Source organism: Verrucomicrobium sp. GAS474 (genome assembly GCF_900105685.1).
GTDB lineage: Bacteria > Verrucomicrobiota > Verrucomicrobiia > Methylacidiphilales > GAS474 > GAS474.
This window is the reverse complement of record NZ_LT629781.1, coordinates 1,119,216-1,138,538: the sequence shown is the minus strand read 5'-3', so window position 1 is coordinate 1,138,538 and position 19,323 is coordinate 1,119,216. Positions and strand designations below refer to the sequence as shown.

Genomic DNA, 19,323 nt, shown 5'->3' with positions numbered 1-19,323 from the left:
TCTAGGATCGCGGCAGCACGCGGGCGCGGAGTTCCCGCAGGAACGCCCCATCCCGGCGCGCCGTCTCCCACGGGTCATGGCGGCCTCCGTGTCCGGCATGTTCCACCGAGAGCGTGAGGGAATCTCCCCGCCCCCGCTCCACGATCGCGCGGACCACCGGCTCCCAATCGAATCCCCCTTCATCGAGAAAAGTCAGTTCCCCCTCGCCGAGCCCCGTCGTCCAGTTGTGGATATGAATGTGGGTCGTCATCGGCGCGAGGGCGGCGAGGCTCGTCTCCCACGGCTCGCCGAGGAGCGGCAACTGGAGGTTGATCGTCAGATTCGGCCTTGCCACCCCGTCGAGGAGCCGTCGGGCCGACGGGGAATCCTCCATCAGACTTCCTTCATGGCATTCCAGGCAAAATTCGAGAGGAGGAACCCCGGCCGAGCCCCGGTCGCAAAACGCACGGAGAGAGCTCGTGGCCGCCTCCCATTGCCCGGGGCTCGCCTCCGCACCTCCGACCACCCCCTCGCCCCAGGGGGGGCCGGTGAAGACGCGAATCCGGGAACAGCCGACGATCCGCGCGGCCCGGGAAAAGGCGTCGAGCTCGAGGCGGCTCTTTTCCAGCGCCGCCGCACCGTGGACGAAATCGAAATAAGGGCAGAGCTGCAAACACCGAAGGCCCGAGGCCGCGAGCGCCTTCGCCCACCGCTCCGCCCCCCAACGCCACAGCGCCTCCGGCCAGAGCTCGACGCCGTCGAAGCCGGCTTCCCGGAGCCGGGAAAGCCCCTCCTCGGGAGGAAGTTCGCCGAATATCCAGCAGAAACCGAGGTCGATGCGGGGGGGAGGCATGCGGAGGCGATCGGCGATCTCTTCCCGCGGCTAAAGTCGAATCACGCCGGCACCCGCATGCTGGCTGCGACGGAGGGCGTCCAGGATGCGGACGCTGTCGACGAGGCGGACGGCATAGGCGGCGTCGATCCCCCGTCCGGCCTCGATCGCGTCGGCGAGCGCCCCCCATTGATAGCTGCCGGACATCTCTTCGACCCGGGTCGCTTCGATCACCTGCCGCCCCTTGGTCCCGCGCTGGACGAGGCACAGCTCGGCCCCCTCGCCGCGCGGCTCGTGCAGGCGGAGGCCGCCGACGTTCCGGTAGATCGTCCCGTTCTCGAAATGGAGGGAGAGGCTGTTCTGGTACCGGTCGCCGTCGTCGATGCAGAACGAGGCCGCGATGTGGCCGAGGGCCCGGTTCGGGTAGCGGACCATCATCTGCGCGTTGTCGGCCGTCGGCCTCCCGGTGCGGAGGCGGGAGGTCATCACCTGGATTTCCTCGGGCAGGCCGAAGAGGCATCCGAGATCGTTGAGCAGGTAGATCCCGAGGCGGAAGAGGGGCGCCGTGGGGCAGAGTTCCGGATCGTCCATCCAGGAGCCGTCGGCCTCCTCGCAGTAATTGGCCCAGACGGCGGCGTGGATCGAGACCGGCCTGCCCAGATCGTGGACCTCCCGCCACCGCTCGATGATGCGAAGATCTTCGGGGAGAATGGCGGGGGGGGAATTCAGGTGGATCACCCGTCCCAGCTCCCGGGCCTCGGCCAGGACCGACTCCGCCTCGGCGACGTCGAGCTCGAAGGGCTTCGTCGTCATCACGTCCTTGCCCGCGCGGATGATGCGCCGCAACAGCTGCGCCCGCCCCGCAGGCTGCGTGAAGAGGCCGACCACGCCGATCTCGTCGTCTTCGAGGAGAGCGTCGAGCGAGGTGTGGGCCGGGACCCCCCACTTCGCCCCTTCCTCGGCGGCGAAGGCGGGATTCACGTCGCAGACCCCTCCAAGAGTAAAGCGGGACTGGGTGGCCCCCTCCGACATCAACCGCAGAATGTGACTCCCGAACCGGAGACCGACGATCCCGATCCGATGAGTCATGGTGGAGGGGGGCGCGGGAGAGAAGGTGTTCATATGCTTATATCTCTTGCGATACCGGTTTAAATCAGAACCAGTCTCGATTCCTATCCAGAAAGCCATTTTGCTTATAAGCAAAATAATTGGGTTGCTGCCAAATGGCAAGTCTAATTGAAATCGCCCCTCTTCCCACCCGTCACGGCCGCTTTAACGGAGCCAGCAGTCGGCTCGGATCAAGGACGACCGGAGCTCCCTCTCCTGCCGAGAGAGACCGGACCGTCAAGCGGTCCTCGGTCCATGCGACGACGGCTTTCCCGATCCGCGTCTCCCGCCCTTCGGAGAGGATTTCGATCTCGGGAGGCGGCTCCCCCGCCGCCCGCGCGGCAACCAGGAAGAGCGACCAGGGGCCGGTCACCCCGACGTAGTCGACCGAGGTCGTCGCCTCCTCGACGCCTACCTTGGGATCGCGCGAACGATCGCCGGAGCACTGGGGCGGAGCCACGGGGAGGAGCGGAATCAGGCGCAACTCGACTCCGTCGCCGAAGAGGGCGCGCACGCCGCCTTCCTCGTCGGTCCCGACCTCCGGAAGGGCGACATGGAAGCGAAGGACATGCGGCTGCCGCGCATCGAGGTAATCGGCGACCAGGTAGGTGTCGGGCGCCAGCTCGATCACCGCCCGAAGCTCCCACAGCGACCGGAGGACCGGCTGGGGTCCCAGGTTCGACGGCCACGTCATGTGAAGCGGAATGCCCGCCACGGCGTAGGGGAACGGGGCCGCCGCCGCCGCAGTCTCCACGATCCAGCCCCGGTTGCAGCGCCAGAGGAAGTGCAGGGGATCGACCCCCTGGGCCACCGGGCGCGAGTGGCCCGCCGCCGCGACCTTCCGCTCGCCCCGCTCCTGCGGGCGGCCGAAGGCCGAGTCGACGAGGAGGGCGTGACCCTTGGCGAAGAACTGGAGGCTCCCCTCGTCGTTGTGATGGTGGGCCCACGCCGTCCCGCTCCGCAGCGCGAGGAGCGTCTCGACGCCCGCCGCGTCCCGCCCCCGGAAGAAGTAGCCGAGCCCCTCGACCGGGCCGTTCCCCCAGGGCGGCGCCTCGGTCCCGATCGCCTCGACCGAGGCGGGCGCGGCCCCGTTCTCGACCGCGAGCCAGGCGAGCTGCCGCGCCAGTCCGGGGGCGTGGGGCAGGAGGGCGCGGGCGTATTCGGCGTAGACGTGGCGGTAGTGGCCGCGCTCCGCGCCGTGGTCGCCGAGCGCCAGGAGGTGGCGCCGCCCGCCCGCCTCGGCATGCCGGGGCGTGACCTGGACGAGCGCCGCCGCGACCATCCGCTGCATCGCGGGATCGGCGAAGAAATCGCCCGCGCCGTCCTCCCGCCGCCGCAGCAGGAGGGGGAGAAGCGTGTGGAGGACGTGCTGGTAATAGGTGTGGCTCTCCTCCCAGAGGCCGCTCTTCGGATAGAGGTGATAGCGGAGTTGCTGCGCCCACTGGCCGATGAAGCGTTCCCGCCACCCCGCCGCCTCGGGATGGAGGGGGAAGGCCTGGGCCGCGAAGCCGAAGACGGCGATCACGTCAGTGTAGAAATTCTGGTTCGCCATCCCCGCGAGGGTCGGCTCGGTCGTCTCAAGGGCTCCCATCGGGGCCATCGTCGCCGGGCCGATGTAATAATTCTCCGATGCGTTGAGGTAGGAGAGGAAGGCGAAGCGGGCGCGCCACCGCGCGAGCGTCGCCCCGTCGACGAGGCCGCGCCGGGCGAGGTCCTCCAGGCGGAACATCTCGGGACCGATCTTCCGCCCCACCACGCAGTTCGAATAGGCCGAGCCCGAGCCCTCCCAGAATCCGTGGACGCGGGCCGCGAGGTAATCGTCGAGCTGACGGAGCCGCTCCGGATCGCCCTCCGGGGCCGGGGGCTGGTGGAGCTGGGCGAGGGCGAGGGCGCGCCGCCGTCCCTCGTGTTCCCCACCGGAGGAGAACCCCTCCTCGACCGGCCACGCGAACGTCATGCCGAGCTGGGCCTGGAGCGGGAGGAGCCCGTATTGCGTGTGGATCCGGCGCAGGCGTCCCTGCTGGGCGCGATAGGCGGCGCGGTCGGGCACTTCCTCGAAATGGCCGAGGGCCACGGAACACCCCTCCACCCCCAGCGTCGACGCCCCCTCCCGCCCGGGAGCCAGCGCCGCCCCCGTCGAGGGGACGAGCGCGAAGGAGCGCCGCCCCCGCCGCAGCCAGCCCTCGACCGAGAAATGGGGCGCGCAGACACTCTCGCCGCGCGCCGGGATCCGCTCCGGGCCGGGGAAGGAATCGGCCTTCACATCGAAGGGAAGGCGGCGCGTCGCCCCGTCGTCCGCCTCCCAGCGGCGGCTCCACGCCTCGAGGTGATTCAGCGCGTTGCCGTTCCACGAGCCGCCCTCCAGCGTCACCCAGCCGAGCGCGTCGCCCTGCGGGAAGTGGAGCGCGAAGCCGTCGGACAGATCGTGGAGCTGAGAGAACTGGTTCCACGCCCAGAGACGCGCGTGGCGGAGGTCGTAATGGAAATGGATCTCCTTCACCGTCGCGCCCGCCGTCGAGTCGAGGAGGCTCAGGCGCTCGGGCAGGTCGGCCCCGGAAAAGTCCCAGACCAGCTGGTCGGCCGCGCCGCCATGGAACTGCTCGTCGAACCGGAGGAAGTCGGAGGGCGCGTCGGCCGTCGCCGTCAGCTCGTAGACCCCGCCGCCGCCGAACTCGGCGCGGTAGCGGCAGACCGCGCGCAGCGGCCCGGCCTCCAGCCACTCGGCCCGCGCGGCGACGAGCGGCTGCGCCGTGTCGAAGAACGTCCTGCCGCGCCACGCCCCCGCCCCCTGCCGGACACGGGCCACCGGCCCCGGAGCGAAGGAACCCGCCTCCCTCGGCCCCGCCTCGCCGCCCGAGAACTCGATCTCCCACCGCCCGTTCCCCGCCGTCCATCCCGCGATGGAGACCGCCGCGCCGATTTCTTCCACCGCCTCGGTCGCTTCCAGGGAGAGACACTCCCCCTCGCCGAGCGCCAGGCGAAGGTAACCGCGTCCCGCCTCCCGCCGCGAGGCCTGGACGGGGAAGAGCCGCCCCGTGACCCCGTCGCGCAGGAAAAAGAGCGCCGGGCTGCCGTCGGGAATCGGCACCTCGATCACCTGCTCCTCGTGCGCGATGCCGACCTCCTCGCGGAAGACGAGCCGGTAGGGCAAGGTGTAAACGGAGAGCAGCGGGAGGGAGGAGGTCATGAGAGGAGGAGATATTAGGGAAGAAGATCGAGGAAGCCGAAGGCGGCGGGGGAGCGGTGGGGATTGCCGTAGGTGACCGGGGCCCAATCGAGGAAAACCAGATAGCGCGATCCCTCCGCGCCGGGAGCCGACCAAAGGGCGCGGAGGAACTCGGCGCGGAGCGTCATCGGCTCGAACTTCGTCTTTCCGAGCCGTTTCAGGAGCGATGCCGCAGGCAGGGCGAGGTCGACGATCCACTCCGTCTCCCCCCCGGCTCCGCTCCCGTCGCGGCGCGAGGCGGCATTGCGCAATCCGGTCAGCTCCCACCCGCGGAAGATCCAGACATCGCGCCCGAACAGGTCGTCGCGCAGGCGGAGCGTGGGGCCGGACTGCGGCTCCCCCGTGCAGAGGAAGAGCTGCTGGAAGAGATCGTTGTTCACGTTGGCCTGCAACTCGATCCACTGGCGGGCGTCCCCGGCGGGATCGATGAACATCTCGACGGCGTCGCCCTTGTAAAGAAGCGCATTCCGGCCCCGTTCCGGCGTGTAGGGCATCCCTCCCCGGCAGAGGAATCTCACGTACAACCATTCGGCATCCCAGAGCAGCCGGATCTCCGTCGCCGAGGCAGGGACGGGCAAGGCGGCGTCTTTCCCTTCCCGCAGGCTCGGGGAGAGGGAAACGATGGAGGCCGCGCCGTTCCAGGCGGGATCGGCGGGGTCGGCATCGACCTTGGGAATCGCCGCGGCGTGAGGCACCCCGATGCGCGGACGGGGCGCGGCATTGACGATCTCGGCGCGGAGAGGAAGGGCGAGGAGCAGCAAGAGGGCGATCCCGCCAAGGCTCAGGAGAACTCCTCTCCCTTGCATCGTCCGCGCCTGGTCTCTTCGATTCATCGGTTCGCCTATCTGCATATATGCATTTTCTTCAAAAGACAAGCTCTTCGGAAAATCGTGGAAAAATAGGCATTCCTCGCTTATTTCTCTCTTTAATAGATCATAAAATGCTTATTATAAGTAAATTATAAAACATTGTACTTACTCATAATGTACTTGCAAAAGAACTGAAAAATGCGAATGTGATTTAATGAGTATAAGCAGAATGAACGGAACAAGCATGTCCATCTCTCGCCCCCTGCGCCGCACTCACCTTCTTTCGTTCGCCACCCTGGCCCTTTGCCTCGGAAGCGGCCTTCCTGCTTGGTCCCAATGGATCGGCACCGCCAACAACACCAATTACGAGACGACCACCAACTGGCAAGGGGGCGCCATCAACGACACCTTCGGCACCGCCGGATGGGCGAGCACGGGGGCGACCACGCAGACCCTCACCTTCGCGCTCGGGGCCACCACGATCACCGCCTCGGCGACCGCCCTGAACAACATGGCCGTGGGGCAGACGGTCGGCAGCGGGACCAGCGCCTTCTCGACCGCCACCACCGTCGCCTCGGCCTTCACGACGGGGACGACAAGCATCGCCCTGACCTCCACCACCGGCATGGCCGTCGGCCAGGTGATCACCGGCACCGGCATCGCGTCGGGGACGACCATCACCGCGATCAGCGGCACCACCGTCACGCTGAGCACCGCGACCACGGGTGCCAGCAACACCGGCTCCTACACCGCCCTCGACGTCATCACGGCCATCGACAAGGTGGGCGGCACCTTCACCGTCAACGGCGCGACGACCGCCGCCGGGACCAATGCGAGCGTCGCCTTCAACGCCCTGAACGACTCCTGGAAAATCCTCATCACGGCGAACCGGACCCTCCCCGGCAACTTCACCTACAACAGTGCCGATCCCGCCGACGTCGGCTTCGTCCCCAACAGCAACCTCACCTGGACCTTCGCCTCCGCCACCCCGACGATCAGCGTCGCCATGGGCGGAACCGGCGTCAGCCGCGGCTTGACCATTGGCTCGGGAAGCCGCTACTTCACGATGAATTTCGCGGGTTCGGGCAGCAACGGCGACGTCACCTTCGCGGTCGATTCGGGCATGAGCCCGCTCGGCAATGCCGCGAGCATCGACATTCTCTCCTTCTCGGCCGGGATGACCGGCATCCACAACCTCACCAAGACCGGCGGCGGCACCGCGATCATCAACCCGGGGACGACGGCCCAGGTCGCCACCGTCACCGGCTCGGTCACGATCAACGGCGGCATTCTTCGCCTCCTCAACACCACGAGCGGCGTCGGCGTCACCGACATCTCCTCCGGCACCGCCACGCCTGTTTCCTATTCCGTCTACGGACGGGGCTCGGTCCTCGAGCTCTCTCAGACCATCAATTCGACCAACATCATCGAAAGCACCGCGCCCATCGCCCTCTACGGAGGCGCGCTCGGCACCAGCTCCAAATACGCCCAATCCCTCGGCGTCGTCACCCTGGGCGACGGGCGCAACGTGATCGGCAATTACACCTACAACGCCCCCAACACCCTCACGCTCGCCTCCCTCGTCCGCCAGAACGACGCCACGGTGAACCTCTTGGGCAGCGCCTACACCAACATGACCCTCGGCGGCGGCAACAACATCCTCGTCGCCAACGACGCGAATATCCTCGCGTCCCTCTCCGGAGGCGGCGCCTCCTCCGGGCTCGCCACCAGCATCGTCCCTTGGGCGAGCGGCACGCCAGTCGGCTCGGCCTGGTCCTCCTCCGGCTTCCAGAACACCGATCTCACCGCGTGGGTCGGCCAGGAACTCGTCACCTACACCACGGCGGGCGGCTTCCGCACCCTCACCGTCGGGACCGGCGTCGGGACGGCCTCCACCGGGGATTACTACAATGCCAATACGTCGGCCCTCTTCAACGGCCTCGGCACCTCGACCTACAACGTCAACCTCACCTCGAGCGCGACCGTCACCGCGGACGAGACGATCAACGCCCTCCGCATCGGCAACAGCGAAACGGTCACGATCGGCTTCGGGTCGACCCTCAACATCACGAGCGGCGCCCTCTTCAACGCCGGGAACAACTCCACCACCATCACCGGCGGCACGATCAACACCGGAAACGCCGCCCTGATCGTCTCCGGCGGCGGCACCGGCGTGAACGGACTGACGATCGCCTCCACGATCGCCAACACGATCACCGACCAGAGCAAGGTCGGCCTCATCGTCGCGGCCAGCGGCACGACGGCGAACACCGGCGGCGTGACCCTCAGCGGCACGAACACCTACGGCGGCTACACCCTCGTCCAGGGGAACGCCGTCATCGCCAGCTCCGGCGCCCTCAACTCCGCCGCCGCCCTCCGCATCGACAACGGCGGCTACGCCACCGTCGCCGCCGGGATCACCGCGCAGGTGACGGCCCTCACCGGCACCGGCACCCTCCAGTTTGCCACCGCCTCCAACGCCAACCAGCTCAACCTCGGCGGCGGCACCGGCGCGAACAACACCGTGACGGTGAACAGCGGCGGCCTGATCGGCGCGGGCGACCCGACCGGGGCGACCCAGGCCGGGACCCTCACCCTCGGCTCCAACGTGAACAACCTCACCTTCAACGTCGGATCGACCTTTGCCGTCGATCTCTCCAGCGCGACGACCTTCGACCAGATCGTCGCCGCCGCCTCGGGTACGAATACCCTCACCCTCAACGGCGGCACGATCCGGCTCACCCTCGGCACCGGCTACACCCCGACGGTCGGCCAGACCTGGCTCATCACCAACGGCTTCACGCTCGAAAGCGGCTCGCTCTCCAACATGCTGCTCTACTCGACCGACGGCGACATCTACTCGCTTTCGCTCGCCGGCCTCAACAACGCCGACCTCCTGGTGACCCTGGTCGCCGTTCCCGAGCCCTCGCTTCTCTGGCTCCTCGTCCTCGGCGGCGGCGTCCTTCTCGCCGCCCGCCGCCGCGCCGCGGTCCGGACGGCTTAAGCGTCGTTCATGGAAACGTCGCATCGGGACGACGCCATCCGGGCGGGGGACATCCGCCGCACGACGTGGCCCGCCCCGGGGGAAAAGAGGCTCCCGCTTTATCAAGGGAGCGGCCGTTCCGGAGCCTGCTGGAATGCCTGGGGATTGATGGACTCCCCGGGCGACGCCCCCCCCGACAGGCCGAACGGGCAGCTGACCGTCTGGAGCCACGCGGACTATTGGCATCGAGGACCCTTCGGCCTCGATGCCTGGCTTCACCTCGGCTGGCTGGGATGGGCCGGAAATCCTCCCGCCGTCCCCCGGCGCTACGAACAGATTCTCTCCCTCCTCGACGGATGCCTCACGACGCATGCCGAGGGACCCCAGGGAAGCCATACCCTCCGCTCCTATTTCGATCCCGGCCAGCCCGACCTCCTGACGATCGAGATCGATTACGATTTTCCCGCCGGATTTCCCTCCCTCCGCTTCGAACCGCTCCTGGAGCAGAAGCGCGGCTATGCCGGACCCCTCTCGGGGAGCGCCCGCCACCTCGAGGAAGCGAGTCACTTCCATCTCCTCCGGCTTGAGGTCGGAACGGCGCGGAGCCATGTGGCGCTCCGCCTCTTCGATCTCGAGGGGACCGCTTCCCTGGCGGCCGATTCCCGGGGCGTCGGCATTCATTTTTCCTCCCGCAAGGGACGCCACCTCCTCGTCCTGGGAGCCGCGGGCGTCGACCGGGGAGCTTCATTGCAGGAGACGCTCTTCGCGATCGATCCCGAGCAACGGCGGGCCGAGGCGGCCCGTCATTGGCTGAAGCGGTGGGGAGCCGGGCGTCTCCGCGTCCCCGATCCCGATGCCCAGGCCCTTTGGGCCCGCTCCCACTTTTACCTCCTCTCCTCCTACGGCCCCGACCTCCGCGCTCCCGCCCCTCCGATGGGTTGGACCGGCGCGGCGTGGCCGTACGGCTTCCCGCAGGATCTCTCCTACGTCCATCCCGCCCTGCTCCGCCTCGGCCACCTCGACATCGCCCGGGCCTGGGTCGAATTCTACGCCCGCACCCTTCCCTCGATGCAGGAGGCGACCCGCCGCATCTACGGCGCGGAGGGCGCGATGTGGGCCTGGGAATACCCGATCGGGGAGACCTCCCGCATCCTGGCCGACGGCTCCCCCAACGCCTACCAATACGAAATCCACAACGCCGCCTACCCGGCCCGCATGGCGTACGAAACCGCGCTTCACCTGAATGACCCGGCGTGGTCCCGGCAGGTCGCCTGGGAGGTGGTGCGGGAATCGGCCCGCTTCTATGCCTCGGCTCTGCGCCTTGCCGGAGACGGCCTGTGGGATCTCCGCGTCACCCCCTCCATGGGGCAGGACGAGCTCGATCACGCGGGCGGAGGGAATTACCTCTGCTCCCTCTTCAGCGCCCGCTACACGCTCCAGGCCGCCTTGCGCCTCGCCGCCTGCCTTCGAGTCGAGGACGGGGAAATCCGGCTTTGGCGCCGCATCCTGGCCGACGGGCTCCCCTTCGCGCGCTTGCTCGATCCCGCCACCGGGCTCTACGCCACGCGGGAGGGCATCGACGCCGCGAGCCACCTGGGACGCCAGAAGCATCCCGTCCAATTGAATCCCCTCTTCTGCCTTCCCCTCGGCGAGGTCGACGGCCCGACTCGGATCGCGGCCCGGAGGCGGCGCGATCTTTGCGTCGGCCTCGGCACCCGCTCCTCGCAGGGATGGACGGTCAACGCGTGCGGCCTGGCCGCCGTCCACGCGGGCGATGGCGCGGGTTTCCTTTCCGATCTCCGGCTCGCGGCGTCCGACCTCAACATCGACCCCGAGTGGATTCAGATCTACGAATGCGCCTCGGCGCACAAGCCCTACTTCATCACCAGCCACGGCCTCTACCTCCAGGCGATCCAGGACGCCCTGGTCAGCGATTTCTTCGGCACCCCCCGATTCGGCGCGGCCTGCCCCCCGGAATGGCGCGAGGCCTCCTTCGAGGGGCTCCGCACTTCCGACGGCCGCGTCTGGAGCGGCACGCGATCGGAGGGACACTGGACCGCCATCGATGAAAGCCTCTAAAAGGTTCTCCCCGGAAAACAACCGAACCGCGCGCCGCGGTCATTTGCCGGGAAGCGGGAGCGCGTCGGTGCGGAACGGGGCGGCGGGGTAACCCTCCTTGTTGTAAAGATTGCACTCCGGACTGTTGGCCCAGGCGTAGCGGACCGCGACGGGAACCGGAACGCCGTCGGACGAGACGACGACCGTATCGCCGTCGATCCTCGCGGAGGCTTCCACGAACCGGTTGTCGTCACCCGCGATGGAGAATCCCTTGAGCACCGTCGGCGGTACCGCGGGAGGCGCCTGCCGCTGGGCGGCGTAGAAGGGAGCGGGCGGGTTGGCGAGGGCGAGGCCGGCACCGAGACTCGCCTTGTCGAACCCGATCCGGATGGCGCTCCCTTCGACGTTCGCATTCCTGTAAACTGGGCCGGTGTACGGCCCTTCCGGCTCCCCGTAAGCCACGTGACGGGCCAGACCGGCGGCCCGCCTCCCCACGTCGGCCTTGTCTCCCGGATGGAGGTTCCGCGCGTCCCCCACGTCGATGGTGACGACGCAGCCGACGGAGGGAAGGATGGCGGCGGCATGGGCCTGGGACTCGCGCATCACGGCCCAGTTCGCGTCGGCAGGCTGGGCGGGACGGGCGTCGAAGTTCGGGAGCTGGACCACGAGGAACGGGAAATCCCCCCCGCCCCAGCGGGCGCGCCAGTCGCGGATCAAGGCGGGAAGCTCGACGCGGTAGAGAAGGGGTTCGTCGCTGTTCGATTCGCCCTGGTACCAGAGGACCCCCTTGATCGCGCAGGGGATCAGCGGGGCGATCATGCCGTTGAAGAGGGCGCTCGAATTGCTGTTGTCATGGGCCATGTCGCGCGGCGGCTTCGGGGGCTTGGGCTCGATCGGGCGGGGCGGGGCGGGTTCCCCCTTGGCGGAGGCCTCCTTCGCCGCGGCCTGCCACTGCCGCATCGTTTCGGGATAGGCGTCGAGGGCCGCCTTGTTCTCCTGGGTCCATTTTTCAAGTGCCGCCTTGTACTCGGGAAGGGCGACGGTCTCGTAGGCCTCCTTGATCTGGGCGTAGTTGTCCCGGAAGTTCGCGCCCGCCTTGGCCGCGCCCGCCTTCTCGGGCAGCGACTGGAGCATCTCGAGGCTGGTCCACGCTTGAATGCGGGTCCCGCCCCAATAGGTCCCGATGATGCCGACGGGCTGCCTGGTGAAGGCGCGGAGTTCCCGTCCGAAGTAGTAGCCGATGGCCGAGAATCCCCCCCACTCCCCTGTCTTTCCCAGTGTTTCGGGCGTGCAGACCTGCCACGTCGCCAGGAGGGGGAAGTTCGGCGGGGCCGGGCCGATCTCTCTCTCGACCTGGGGAGAAACCCGTTTCGGAACGGAGAAGAGGCGGAGTCCGGGATCGGCGGCGGGAGCCAGGTCGGCGGGCACGGGGGTCATGGTGATGCCGAATTCCATGTTCGATTGGCCGGAACAGACCCAGACGTCGCCGACGAGGACATCGTGGAAGGCGAGGGTGTTTCCCCCCGCGACGACGAGGTCGATCGGCTGCTCCGAGGCGGGAAGCCGGTCGAGAGTGGCGATCCACTTCCCGTCGGGCCCGGCCGTCGCCCGCGCCGTGACGGCGGCAGGGCCCGCTCCGGCGGTGACGGTGACGGCCTCGCCCGGTTCGGCGGTTCCCCAGACGGGAACGTCCGCCCCGCGCTGGAGGACCATGTGATCGCCAAAGAGCGCGGGCATCCTCACCTCGGCGAAGGCGGGGGCAAGGGGCGGCAGGAGGGCGAGGAGGAGAAGGCGGAAGAGAAAGATCACGGGAGGTGTCGGTCAATGGGTGAGGGATTCGAGCGCGGTCGACTTGCCGGTGACGGCGGAGGCGGGCTTGGCGGCATAACGTTCAGCGGCCTCGCCGAGGGTGGCGCGGCTTTTTTCCTCGGCCTGGGCGCGGGCCAGATCCTCGTCGGTCTCGACGACGGTCGGCTGGATGAGGATGACGAGCTCGTCGCGCTCCCGGTTCTTGGTATCGCTGCGGAAGAGGGCGCCGAGGAAAGGGATGTCCTTCAGCAGCGGGACGCCCGAGCGGCTCGCCTGGTCGGAGTCCTTGATCAGTCCGCCGAGGATGACGGTACTCCGGTTGGGCGTCGTCACGGTCGTCTCGAGGGCGTCCTTCGAGATGATCGGGACCGTGTTGCCCGAGATCGTCGAGCTTCCGGAGATGGTGCTGTTCTGCTGGGAGATCCGGAGCGTCACCTCGCGCTCCGAATTGATGAGGGGGATCACCTCGAGCAGGAGCTCGACGTCCTTGTACTCGATGGTCGAGGACTGCGCGACGTTGTTGGCCGTGGCCGAGTCGAGGGAGCTGAGGGTGCTTTGCGGAATGGGCACCTGCTGGCCGGACGAGATCGACGCCTTCTTGTTGTTCGCGGTGTAGACGGAGGGACGGGAGAGGATGGTGAAGCGGCCGGTGCTTTCGAGCGCCTTGACGTAGGCGTTGAGCGTATTGCCGACGGCGCCGTAGAAAGCGAGCCCCGTCCCGGCGGGGAAGGCGAGGGCCGCGGCGAGGGACCGGGGATCGGAGCGGGCGGCGAGGGTGCTGTTTTGCGACGAAGCGGCGGCGCCCACGTTGCCCGAAAGGGAGTGAAAATTCTGCAGGAGATCGACGCTCAACTCGGAGGAATTCGTGAGGCTGAGCTTGCCGACGACCGTGGCGAGATAGACCTGCCTCGGGCGGATGTCGAGGTTGTCGATGATCGTGCGCGCGCGAGAGACGCTGTCCGGCGGGCCGAAGACGAGGAGGGTGTTGGTCTTGTTGTCGGCGATGAGGCGGGTTTTTCCGACGGTGATTTCCTGCGGGGGCTGCTCGTCCGCCTGCTCGTCGAGACGCTCCTGCATGCCGGTGGGGGAGGAGCCGGGACGGCTCGCCGGACCGGGAACCGGCTTGGCGCCGGCGGCCTTGCCCCCGGCCTCGGCGATGCCGGAGACCTCGTCCTTCGACTCGACGAGGAACCGCTGCAGGACAGTCAGGACATCGAGGGCGGAGACGTACTTGAGGGAGCGGATGTAGGGAGCTTCGATCTCGACGCTCTGGTCGAACTGCTCGATGAGCTCCTTGATGAGAGGAAAGTTGGCCGGGCGGGTGATGACCAGGATGCGGTTCGTCCGCCCGTCGGCGACGAGCTGGACATCGCCGAGGACCAGGAGGTTGCCGCCGTGAAGGCCGGCATTGGGCTGGCCCTGCGCGGGTGGGGATCCGGCCGCGGAGGCCGCCTTTTTCTGGGCTTCGAGAAGCTTGTTCAGCGTGTCGGCCACCTTTTCGGCGTCGGCCCGGCGGAGGGGGACGAATTCCTTGGTCAGTTTCGGCGGGGGGATCTCGATGGGCGGGACATCGATCAGGTCCTTCAGCTTCAGGATCTCGCGGAGAACCGGGCTGCTCTCGGTGACGACGAGGGCCTGGGCACCGGCCACCTGGACGATCGCACCGTAGGAATGGGGCGTGAGGTGGGCCTGGAGGATGGCGGAGGCGTCGGCGGGAGTGACGAAGCGGAGCGGGAGGTAGAGACTGACGACCTGATCCCCCTCGGGCAGGTCGGAGGCGGAGGCGAGGACGGGGATTCCCTCGCTGCGCGGGGATTTTCCGCCTCCGCCGTTCACGACTTTCACGGTTCCGTCCGTTCCGGGAACGAGCGCGTAGCCGTTGAGAAGGAGAGCACTTTCAATGAGGCGGATCGCCTGGCCTTTCGTGAGCTTCCTGCCCGAAGTGATCGTGAGATTCGGGCCGGAGAGGTTCGCATCCCGCACCAGCGTTTTCCCGGTCAAGGCCTCATAGGTGGAGAGGATGTCGTTGATCGGCGCGTTGGGCAACTGGATGTCGACGACGGCCCCCTCGTCCTGGGCCTTCCAGGCCGGGCCTTCGCGCTCCGGCGAGGCCGATGCGCCCGGCGCGAGAGCCGGGGCGAGGAAGAGGGCCACGAGAGCCCCCGCCAGGCCGAGGCCGGGAAAGGAGCGTTTCATCGGGAAGGGGCGTCGCCGGACGGGACGAAGGGAGGGCTGACGAGGGAGACCTGGGCGAAGACGGTCGGAGGCGGCGGGGAAGCGGCGGACGCAGGGTCGGCCGACGCCGCGACCAGGACGGCATCGGGGTCGAACTTCACGGTTACGATTTCTTCCGCGACCTTGACGCGGACGCTCGTATGAAGGAGATCGGGGCCGCCGTCGATCGAGCAGAGCGCCAGGCCGTCGCTATTCGGCGTCTCGGTAACGACGAGGTGTTTCTGAGTCTGCCGATCGACGAGGAAGACGAGGGAATGATCGCCGCTTCGCAGATAACCGGAAAGAGCCCATTCGGAGGAAGGACCCTCGTCCGGGGGTTGGGAAGGGGGGGAAAAGGGGGCGCGCCTCCAGATTGCCTGATATCTTTCAGGCGGGATCGCCGAAGGGAGAACCTGCCTGTCCGGGAGGACCTGCCCGAAGAGGGGTGCTCCGCCCAGCACGAGGCAAACAATAGAGATAAGAGAGCATGGTTTCGGTTTCATACCCGCATTTATTTCATGATAATAAGCAGATTTTTTTCTCTCAACGGATCAACAAAAAAATCGAGAAGATGGATTGCCTTCGTGAAAAGCCGGAAACGCATCCCATCTTCACTTATAATACGCTAAAGAGACGAAATTAGAATGATTAATTAAAAGGCCCTGAAGAATTTCTCTAAATGTTTTTTGTTGCAATCCAATCTCATTTTTGCTGCTTATATGTACAATTATTACGACCGAAGAGTCGGATAAAAAAGCCACTTCAAGGAGGAAAGATGAAGATTCCCATGCGTGCCCTGATCGTTCTCGTAACCCTTTTCAATGTCGTTCTTCCGCGAGCGGAGGCGGCCTTGCCCGCCGGGTGGAGCGACCAGGACATCGGCACCGTGACCACGGCGGGAAGCGCCAGCTACAGCGGCGGCGTCTTCACCGTCAGCGGAAGCGGGGCCGACATCAACGGGAACGCCGACGCCTTCCATTACGCCTATCAAAGCGTCACGGGCAACTTCACCTTCATCACCCGGGTCACGGGGAACTCCGGAACGAACGTCAACACCGGAGCCCCCGACGGCATCATGATCCGGGAGGCCCTGACGGCGGGCGCGCGCGAGGAGATGATCTACGTGCAGCCCGGCGGCCCCTCGGTCTACTCCCAGTCCCGCGTCGTCTCGGGAGGGGGGACGTCGCGCCTCAACGCCTACTCCCCGTCGGGCTATCCCCTGTGGCTGAAGCTCCAGCGGGACGGGGACATGATCGCCCTCTTCTTCTCCACCGACGGCGCGACCTGGACTCCGGCCATCGGCTGCAACCGGGCGCTGCCCAACCTCGCCGCGACGGTCTGCATCGGCCTCACGGCGACCTCCCGCAGCACCAGCGGCTTCAACACGGTGACCTACGACAACGTCTCCCTCGCCCCCCTCGTCATCAGCACGGAGACCTCGTGGCTCGGCAACACCTATGCGGGCGGCCAGCGGTGCGTCCAATACCACGGGGAAGGCCTCGGGGTGAACCCGGCGACCGGAGCCCTCTTCGTGAACGGGTCGAGCGAGGACGTGGCCACGACGTTCTACGACACCAACGGCAATTGGACGGCGGCGGCGAACGGGTCCCACTTCAACGGCTCCAACTCCGTCGTCTGGGACAGCGCCAACAGCTACGTCTGGGTGGCGCAGGCCCCCTTCTCCACCAATGCGGGGCGCGGCGGCGTGGCCTACTACAAGCCCGACGGGACCTTCGTCGGCTCCGTCCTCACGACGAGCACGACGGGGCCGACGATCACCGGCGTGGCCATCTCCGGCGGCAACCTCTACGCCATCGACTCGGTCAACACCCTCAACGCCACGACGGGCGTGGTCACGGTCCACGTCATCAGCCTGAGCAGCAAGACGGAGACCCCCGCGCTCAATTTCAATATCCCGGCCGGGGCCCACGACATGGCTGCCGATTCCTCCGGCAACCTGTGGATCGTCTTCACGGGAGCGACGCCGCGGATCGGCCACTACACCACGGCCGGAGCCCTCCTCGGCAACCTGACCCTGACCGGCGCGGGCAATCCCGGCCTGGCCGATCCGAAGGGGATCGCCATCGATCCCTCGGGCAACATCTACGTGGCCGACAACGGGGTGAACCAGCAGATCCAGGTCTTCACCTCGGGCGGGGCCTTCCTGCGGAGCTTCGGCGCCCAGTACGGGGTCTACAGCACCGTCAACGGGACCGTCGCCGGGCAGGTCAATCCCGGCAAGCTCGACCACCCCAGGGGGATCGCCATCGACGGCAGCGGCAATCTCTACGTGGCCTGCAACGGCCCGGACACGATCTGGTACGCGGATGCCTACGGCCACGGATCCTCGGGGCTGGTGCTGCGGAAGTACAATTCGACCACCACCGCCAGCGCCGCGACTCTCCTGTGGGAACGCCTGGGGACGGAGGGCGTCGACTGCGCCGCCGCCGACCCGACCACCGACGGCGTCGACGTCTATACGAAGAACCACCACTACACCATGGACTACAGCAAGGCCCAGGGCCTGGGCTGGACCCTCAAGGGAACGCTGGTCAACAACTTCGCCTATCCCGGCGATGCCCGCCTCTCCCGCACGCGCTCCCTGGGCGGCGCGGCGGTGCGGGTCATCAATGGAAAGAAGTACCTCGTCTCGGAGGATCCCCAGGGATCGACACTCCACGTCTTCCGCTTCCAAAGCGGCAGCGAAGTGACCGTGCCTTACGCCTCCTTCATCCGGGAGACCAATCGGGGCGGCACGCCGAACACCCTCTCCATCTGGGTCGATTCCAATCTCGACGGACAGGCCAACACCGGCGACGTCCAAGACACCGCCGGACTTCCCCTCGGCGTCCCCTCCGGGGAGATCTTCGATTGGAGCATCGACGACAACGGCGACGTCTGGACGATCGGCGGGCAGAACAACAACGTCGGCGGCGTGCAGCAGGCGGCCAAGATCTGGCGCTTCAAGATGACCCTCGACGCCAACGGCAACCCAACGTGGTCGAGCGCCAACAACACCCAATACGCCCTCCCCGCCGAATTCACCGCCCCCTACGTCCTCCGCGTCCATTACGTCCCCGCGACCGACACGATGTACCTCGGCGGCTACACGACGACCCACCCCCGGCCCACCGGCCAGAGCTGGGGCTACGCCGGGACGGAACTCATCCGTTACAACAACTGGGGCGCCACGCGGACGATCGCCTACCGGATCGTCCTCCCCTTCCCCCAGCCGGGCGGCGCGGGGACCGCGTCGAGCGACGGGGTAAGGGCCTTCGACGTGAAGGGCAACCTCCTCGCCGCGACGGTCTGGGGGGGCTCCCTCGCCAGTCATCCGACCTACCTCTACAACGCCACGACGGGCTCCTCCGTCGCCGTGCTGACCCCGGGGCCGGAGGTCGGCAACGCCTCGGGCAATATCGACATCAATAACGCCGTCACCGTCCACCAGAGGGCCAACGGGGAGTACCTCATCTTCGTCGAGGAAGACGAGGAGGAGAAATGCCTCATTTACCGTTGGAATCCCTGGACGGCGGATACCGTGGGGACGGTGCCGGTCGCGGGCACCACGAGCTACAACGCCTCCACGGGCACCTTCACGCTCACCGGCTCCGGCCTCGGCTGCCGCACCACCGCCGACGCCTTCTATTACGTCCACCGGGGGATGACGGGGGATGGCACCCTCATCGCGCAATTGAACACTCTCACGTGCAGCGTCCAGAACGCCTACTCGGGGATCATGATGCGCGATTCCATGGCGACGAACGCCATGTTCATCGACGGCGTCGGCACCACCCTCCTCGACAATCGGCGCATCGCCCAATACCGGACCGCCACGGGAGCCGCCCTCGGGACGTACTCCCTCGTCGCCGGACCGCCGACCTGGTACAAGCTGGTGCGGGCGGGAAACGTCTTCACCACTTCCTGCGGAACGGACGGGACGACCTGGACCCTGATGAGCAGCCAGACGATCCCGATGGGAGCGGAGACGATCATCGGCTTCCCTGTCGCCTCGAACAGCAACAGCTCGGCCGTGGCCACCACGACGATCGGCAACGTGCAGATCGTGGGGCATTGATGAGGCTTGCGGGAGGGACCGACCTGTCCTGCAGCGACAGGAGTCCCTCCCGAACTCTTCTCTGAAGCCTCAGGAGAAGTCTAGCGGGTGCTTGCGAAGAATGATCGAAATCATTTAGCTTATAAGCAGAAGTTATGACTTTGGAGATTTTCAAAATTTAAAGATAAAATTTGAGAAATATCGATTCTTATAATATACTTGTATGCAGATTTCGATGGCCATAAGCTT

General features: G+C 67.0%; 10 protein-coding genes. 3 read left to right on the top strand and 7 right to left on the bottom strand.

Features of this window, described 5'->3' with window-relative positions; genetic code table 11:
* Nucleotide 1: 1 nt before the first annotated feature.
* From BLU04_RS04695 to BLU04_RS04680, 4 genes are all read right to left on the bottom strand, one after another.
* Nucleotides 2-832: a sugar phosphate isomerase/epimerase family protein gene (locus tag BLU04_RS04695; protein ID WP_093282842.1), complete on the bottom strand. Its 831-nt coding sequence runs from the start codon at nt 830-832 to the stop codon at nt 2-4.
* Nucleotides 833-862: 30 nt separating this feature from the next.
* Complete coding sequence (locus BLU04_RS04690; RefSeq protein WP_162274633.1) at nt 863-1,900, bottom strand: Gfo/Idh/MocA family oxidoreductase; 1,038 nt, start codon at nt 1,898-1,900, stop codon at nt 863-865.
* A gap of 172 nt (nt 1,901-2,072) precedes the next feature.
* Complete coding sequence (locus BLU04_RS04685) at nt 2,073-5,105, bottom strand: hypothetical protein (RefSeq protein ID WP_093282835.1); 3,033 nt, start codon at nt 5,103-5,105, stop codon at nt 2,073-2,075.
* A 14-nt stretch (nt 5,106-5,119) separates the two neighbouring features.
* Nucleotides 5,120-5,977: a carbohydrate-binding family 9-like protein gene (locus tag BLU04_RS04680; protein ID WP_157895127.1), complete on the bottom strand. Its 858-nt coding sequence runs from the start codon at nt 5,975-5,977 to the stop codon at nt 5,120-5,122.
* Between the two features lie 220 nt (nt 5,978-6,197).
* On the opposite strand from BLU04_RS04680, the gene BLU04_RS04675 reads away from it, so the two are divergent.
* Complete coding sequence (locus tag BLU04_RS04675) at nt 6,198-8,957, top strand: PEP-CTERM sorting domain-containing protein (protein ID WP_093282830.1); 2,760 nt, start codon at nt 6,198-6,200, stop codon at nt 8,955-8,957.
* A 9-nt stretch (nt 8,958-8,966) separates the two neighbouring features.
* A complete protein-coding gene (locus BLU04_RS04670) occupies nt 8,967-11,015 on the top strand; it encodes a hypothetical protein (RefSeq protein ID WP_157895126.1) in 2,049 nt (682 codons plus the stop codon).
* A gap of 39 nt (nt 11,016-11,054) precedes the next feature.
* On the opposite strand, the gene BLU04_RS04665 is transcribed toward BLU04_RS04670, so the two are convergent.
* The 3 genes from BLU04_RS04665 to BLU04_RS04655 are packed head-to-tail and all read right to left on the bottom strand — an operon-like array spanning nt 11,055 to nt 15,478.
* Nucleotides 11,055-12,803: a sialate O-acetylesterase gene (locus BLU04_RS04665; protein WP_093282825.1), complete on the bottom strand. Its 1,749-nt coding sequence runs from the start codon at nt 12,801-12,803 to the stop codon at nt 11,055-11,057.
* Nucleotides 12,804-12,815: 12 nt separating this feature from the next.
* Nucleotides 12,816-14,999, bottom strand: a complete 2,184-nt coding sequence (locus BLU04_RS04660) for a secretin N-terminal domain-containing protein (protein ID WP_093282823.1) — start codon at nt 14,997-14,999, stop codon at nt 12,816-12,818.
* On the bottom strand, nt 14,996-15,478 hold the full coding sequence (locus BLU04_RS04655) for a hypothetical protein (RefSeq protein ID WP_093282820.1): 483 nt from the start codon (nt 15,476-15,478) through the stop codon (nt 14,996-14,998). Before BLU04_RS04655 ends, BLU04_RS04660 begins: the two co-directional genes overlap by 4 nt.
* Before the next feature lie 314 nt (nt 15,479-15,792).
* On the opposite strand from BLU04_RS04655, the gene BLU04_RS04650 reads away from it, so the two are divergent.
* Entirely contained in the window at nt 15,793-19,095 is a 3,303-nt protein-coding gene (locus BLU04_RS04650) for a hypothetical protein (protein WP_162274632.1), read from the top strand.
* Nucleotides 19,096-19,323: the final 228 nt, after the last annotated feature.

Coding starts and splice junctions, on each gene's coding strand:
- BLU04_RS04695 (WP_093282842.1), bottom strand. CDS start 832: ATGCCTCCCCCCCGCATCGACCTCGGTTTCTGCTGGATATTCGGCGAA.
- BLU04_RS04690 (WP_162274633.1), bottom strand. CDS start 1,900: ATGACTCATCGGATCGGGATCGTCGGTCTCCGGTTCGGGAGTCACATT.
- BLU04_RS04685 (WP_093282835.1), bottom strand. CDS start 5,105: ATGACCTCCTCCCTCCCGCTGCTCTCCGTTTACACCTTGCCCTACCGG.
- BLU04_RS04680 (WP_157895127.1), bottom strand. CDS start 5,977: ATGAATCGAAGAGACCAGGCGCGGACGATGCAAGGGAGAGGAGTTCTC.
- BLU04_RS04675 (WP_093282830.1), top strand. CDS start 6,198: ATGTCCATCTCTCGCCCCCTGCGCCGCACTCACCTTCTTTCGTTCGCC.
- BLU04_RS04670 (WP_157895126.1), top strand. CDS start 8,967: ATGGAAACGTCGCATCGGGACGACGCCATCCGGGCGGGGGACATCCGC.
- BLU04_RS04660 (WP_093282823.1), bottom strand. CDS start 14,999: ATGAAACGCTCCTTTCCCGGCCTCGGCCTGGCGGGGGCTCTCGTGGCC.
- BLU04_RS04650 (WP_162274632.1), top strand. CDS start 15,793: ATGAAGATTCCCATGCGTGCCCTGATCGTTCTCGTAACCCTTTTCAAT.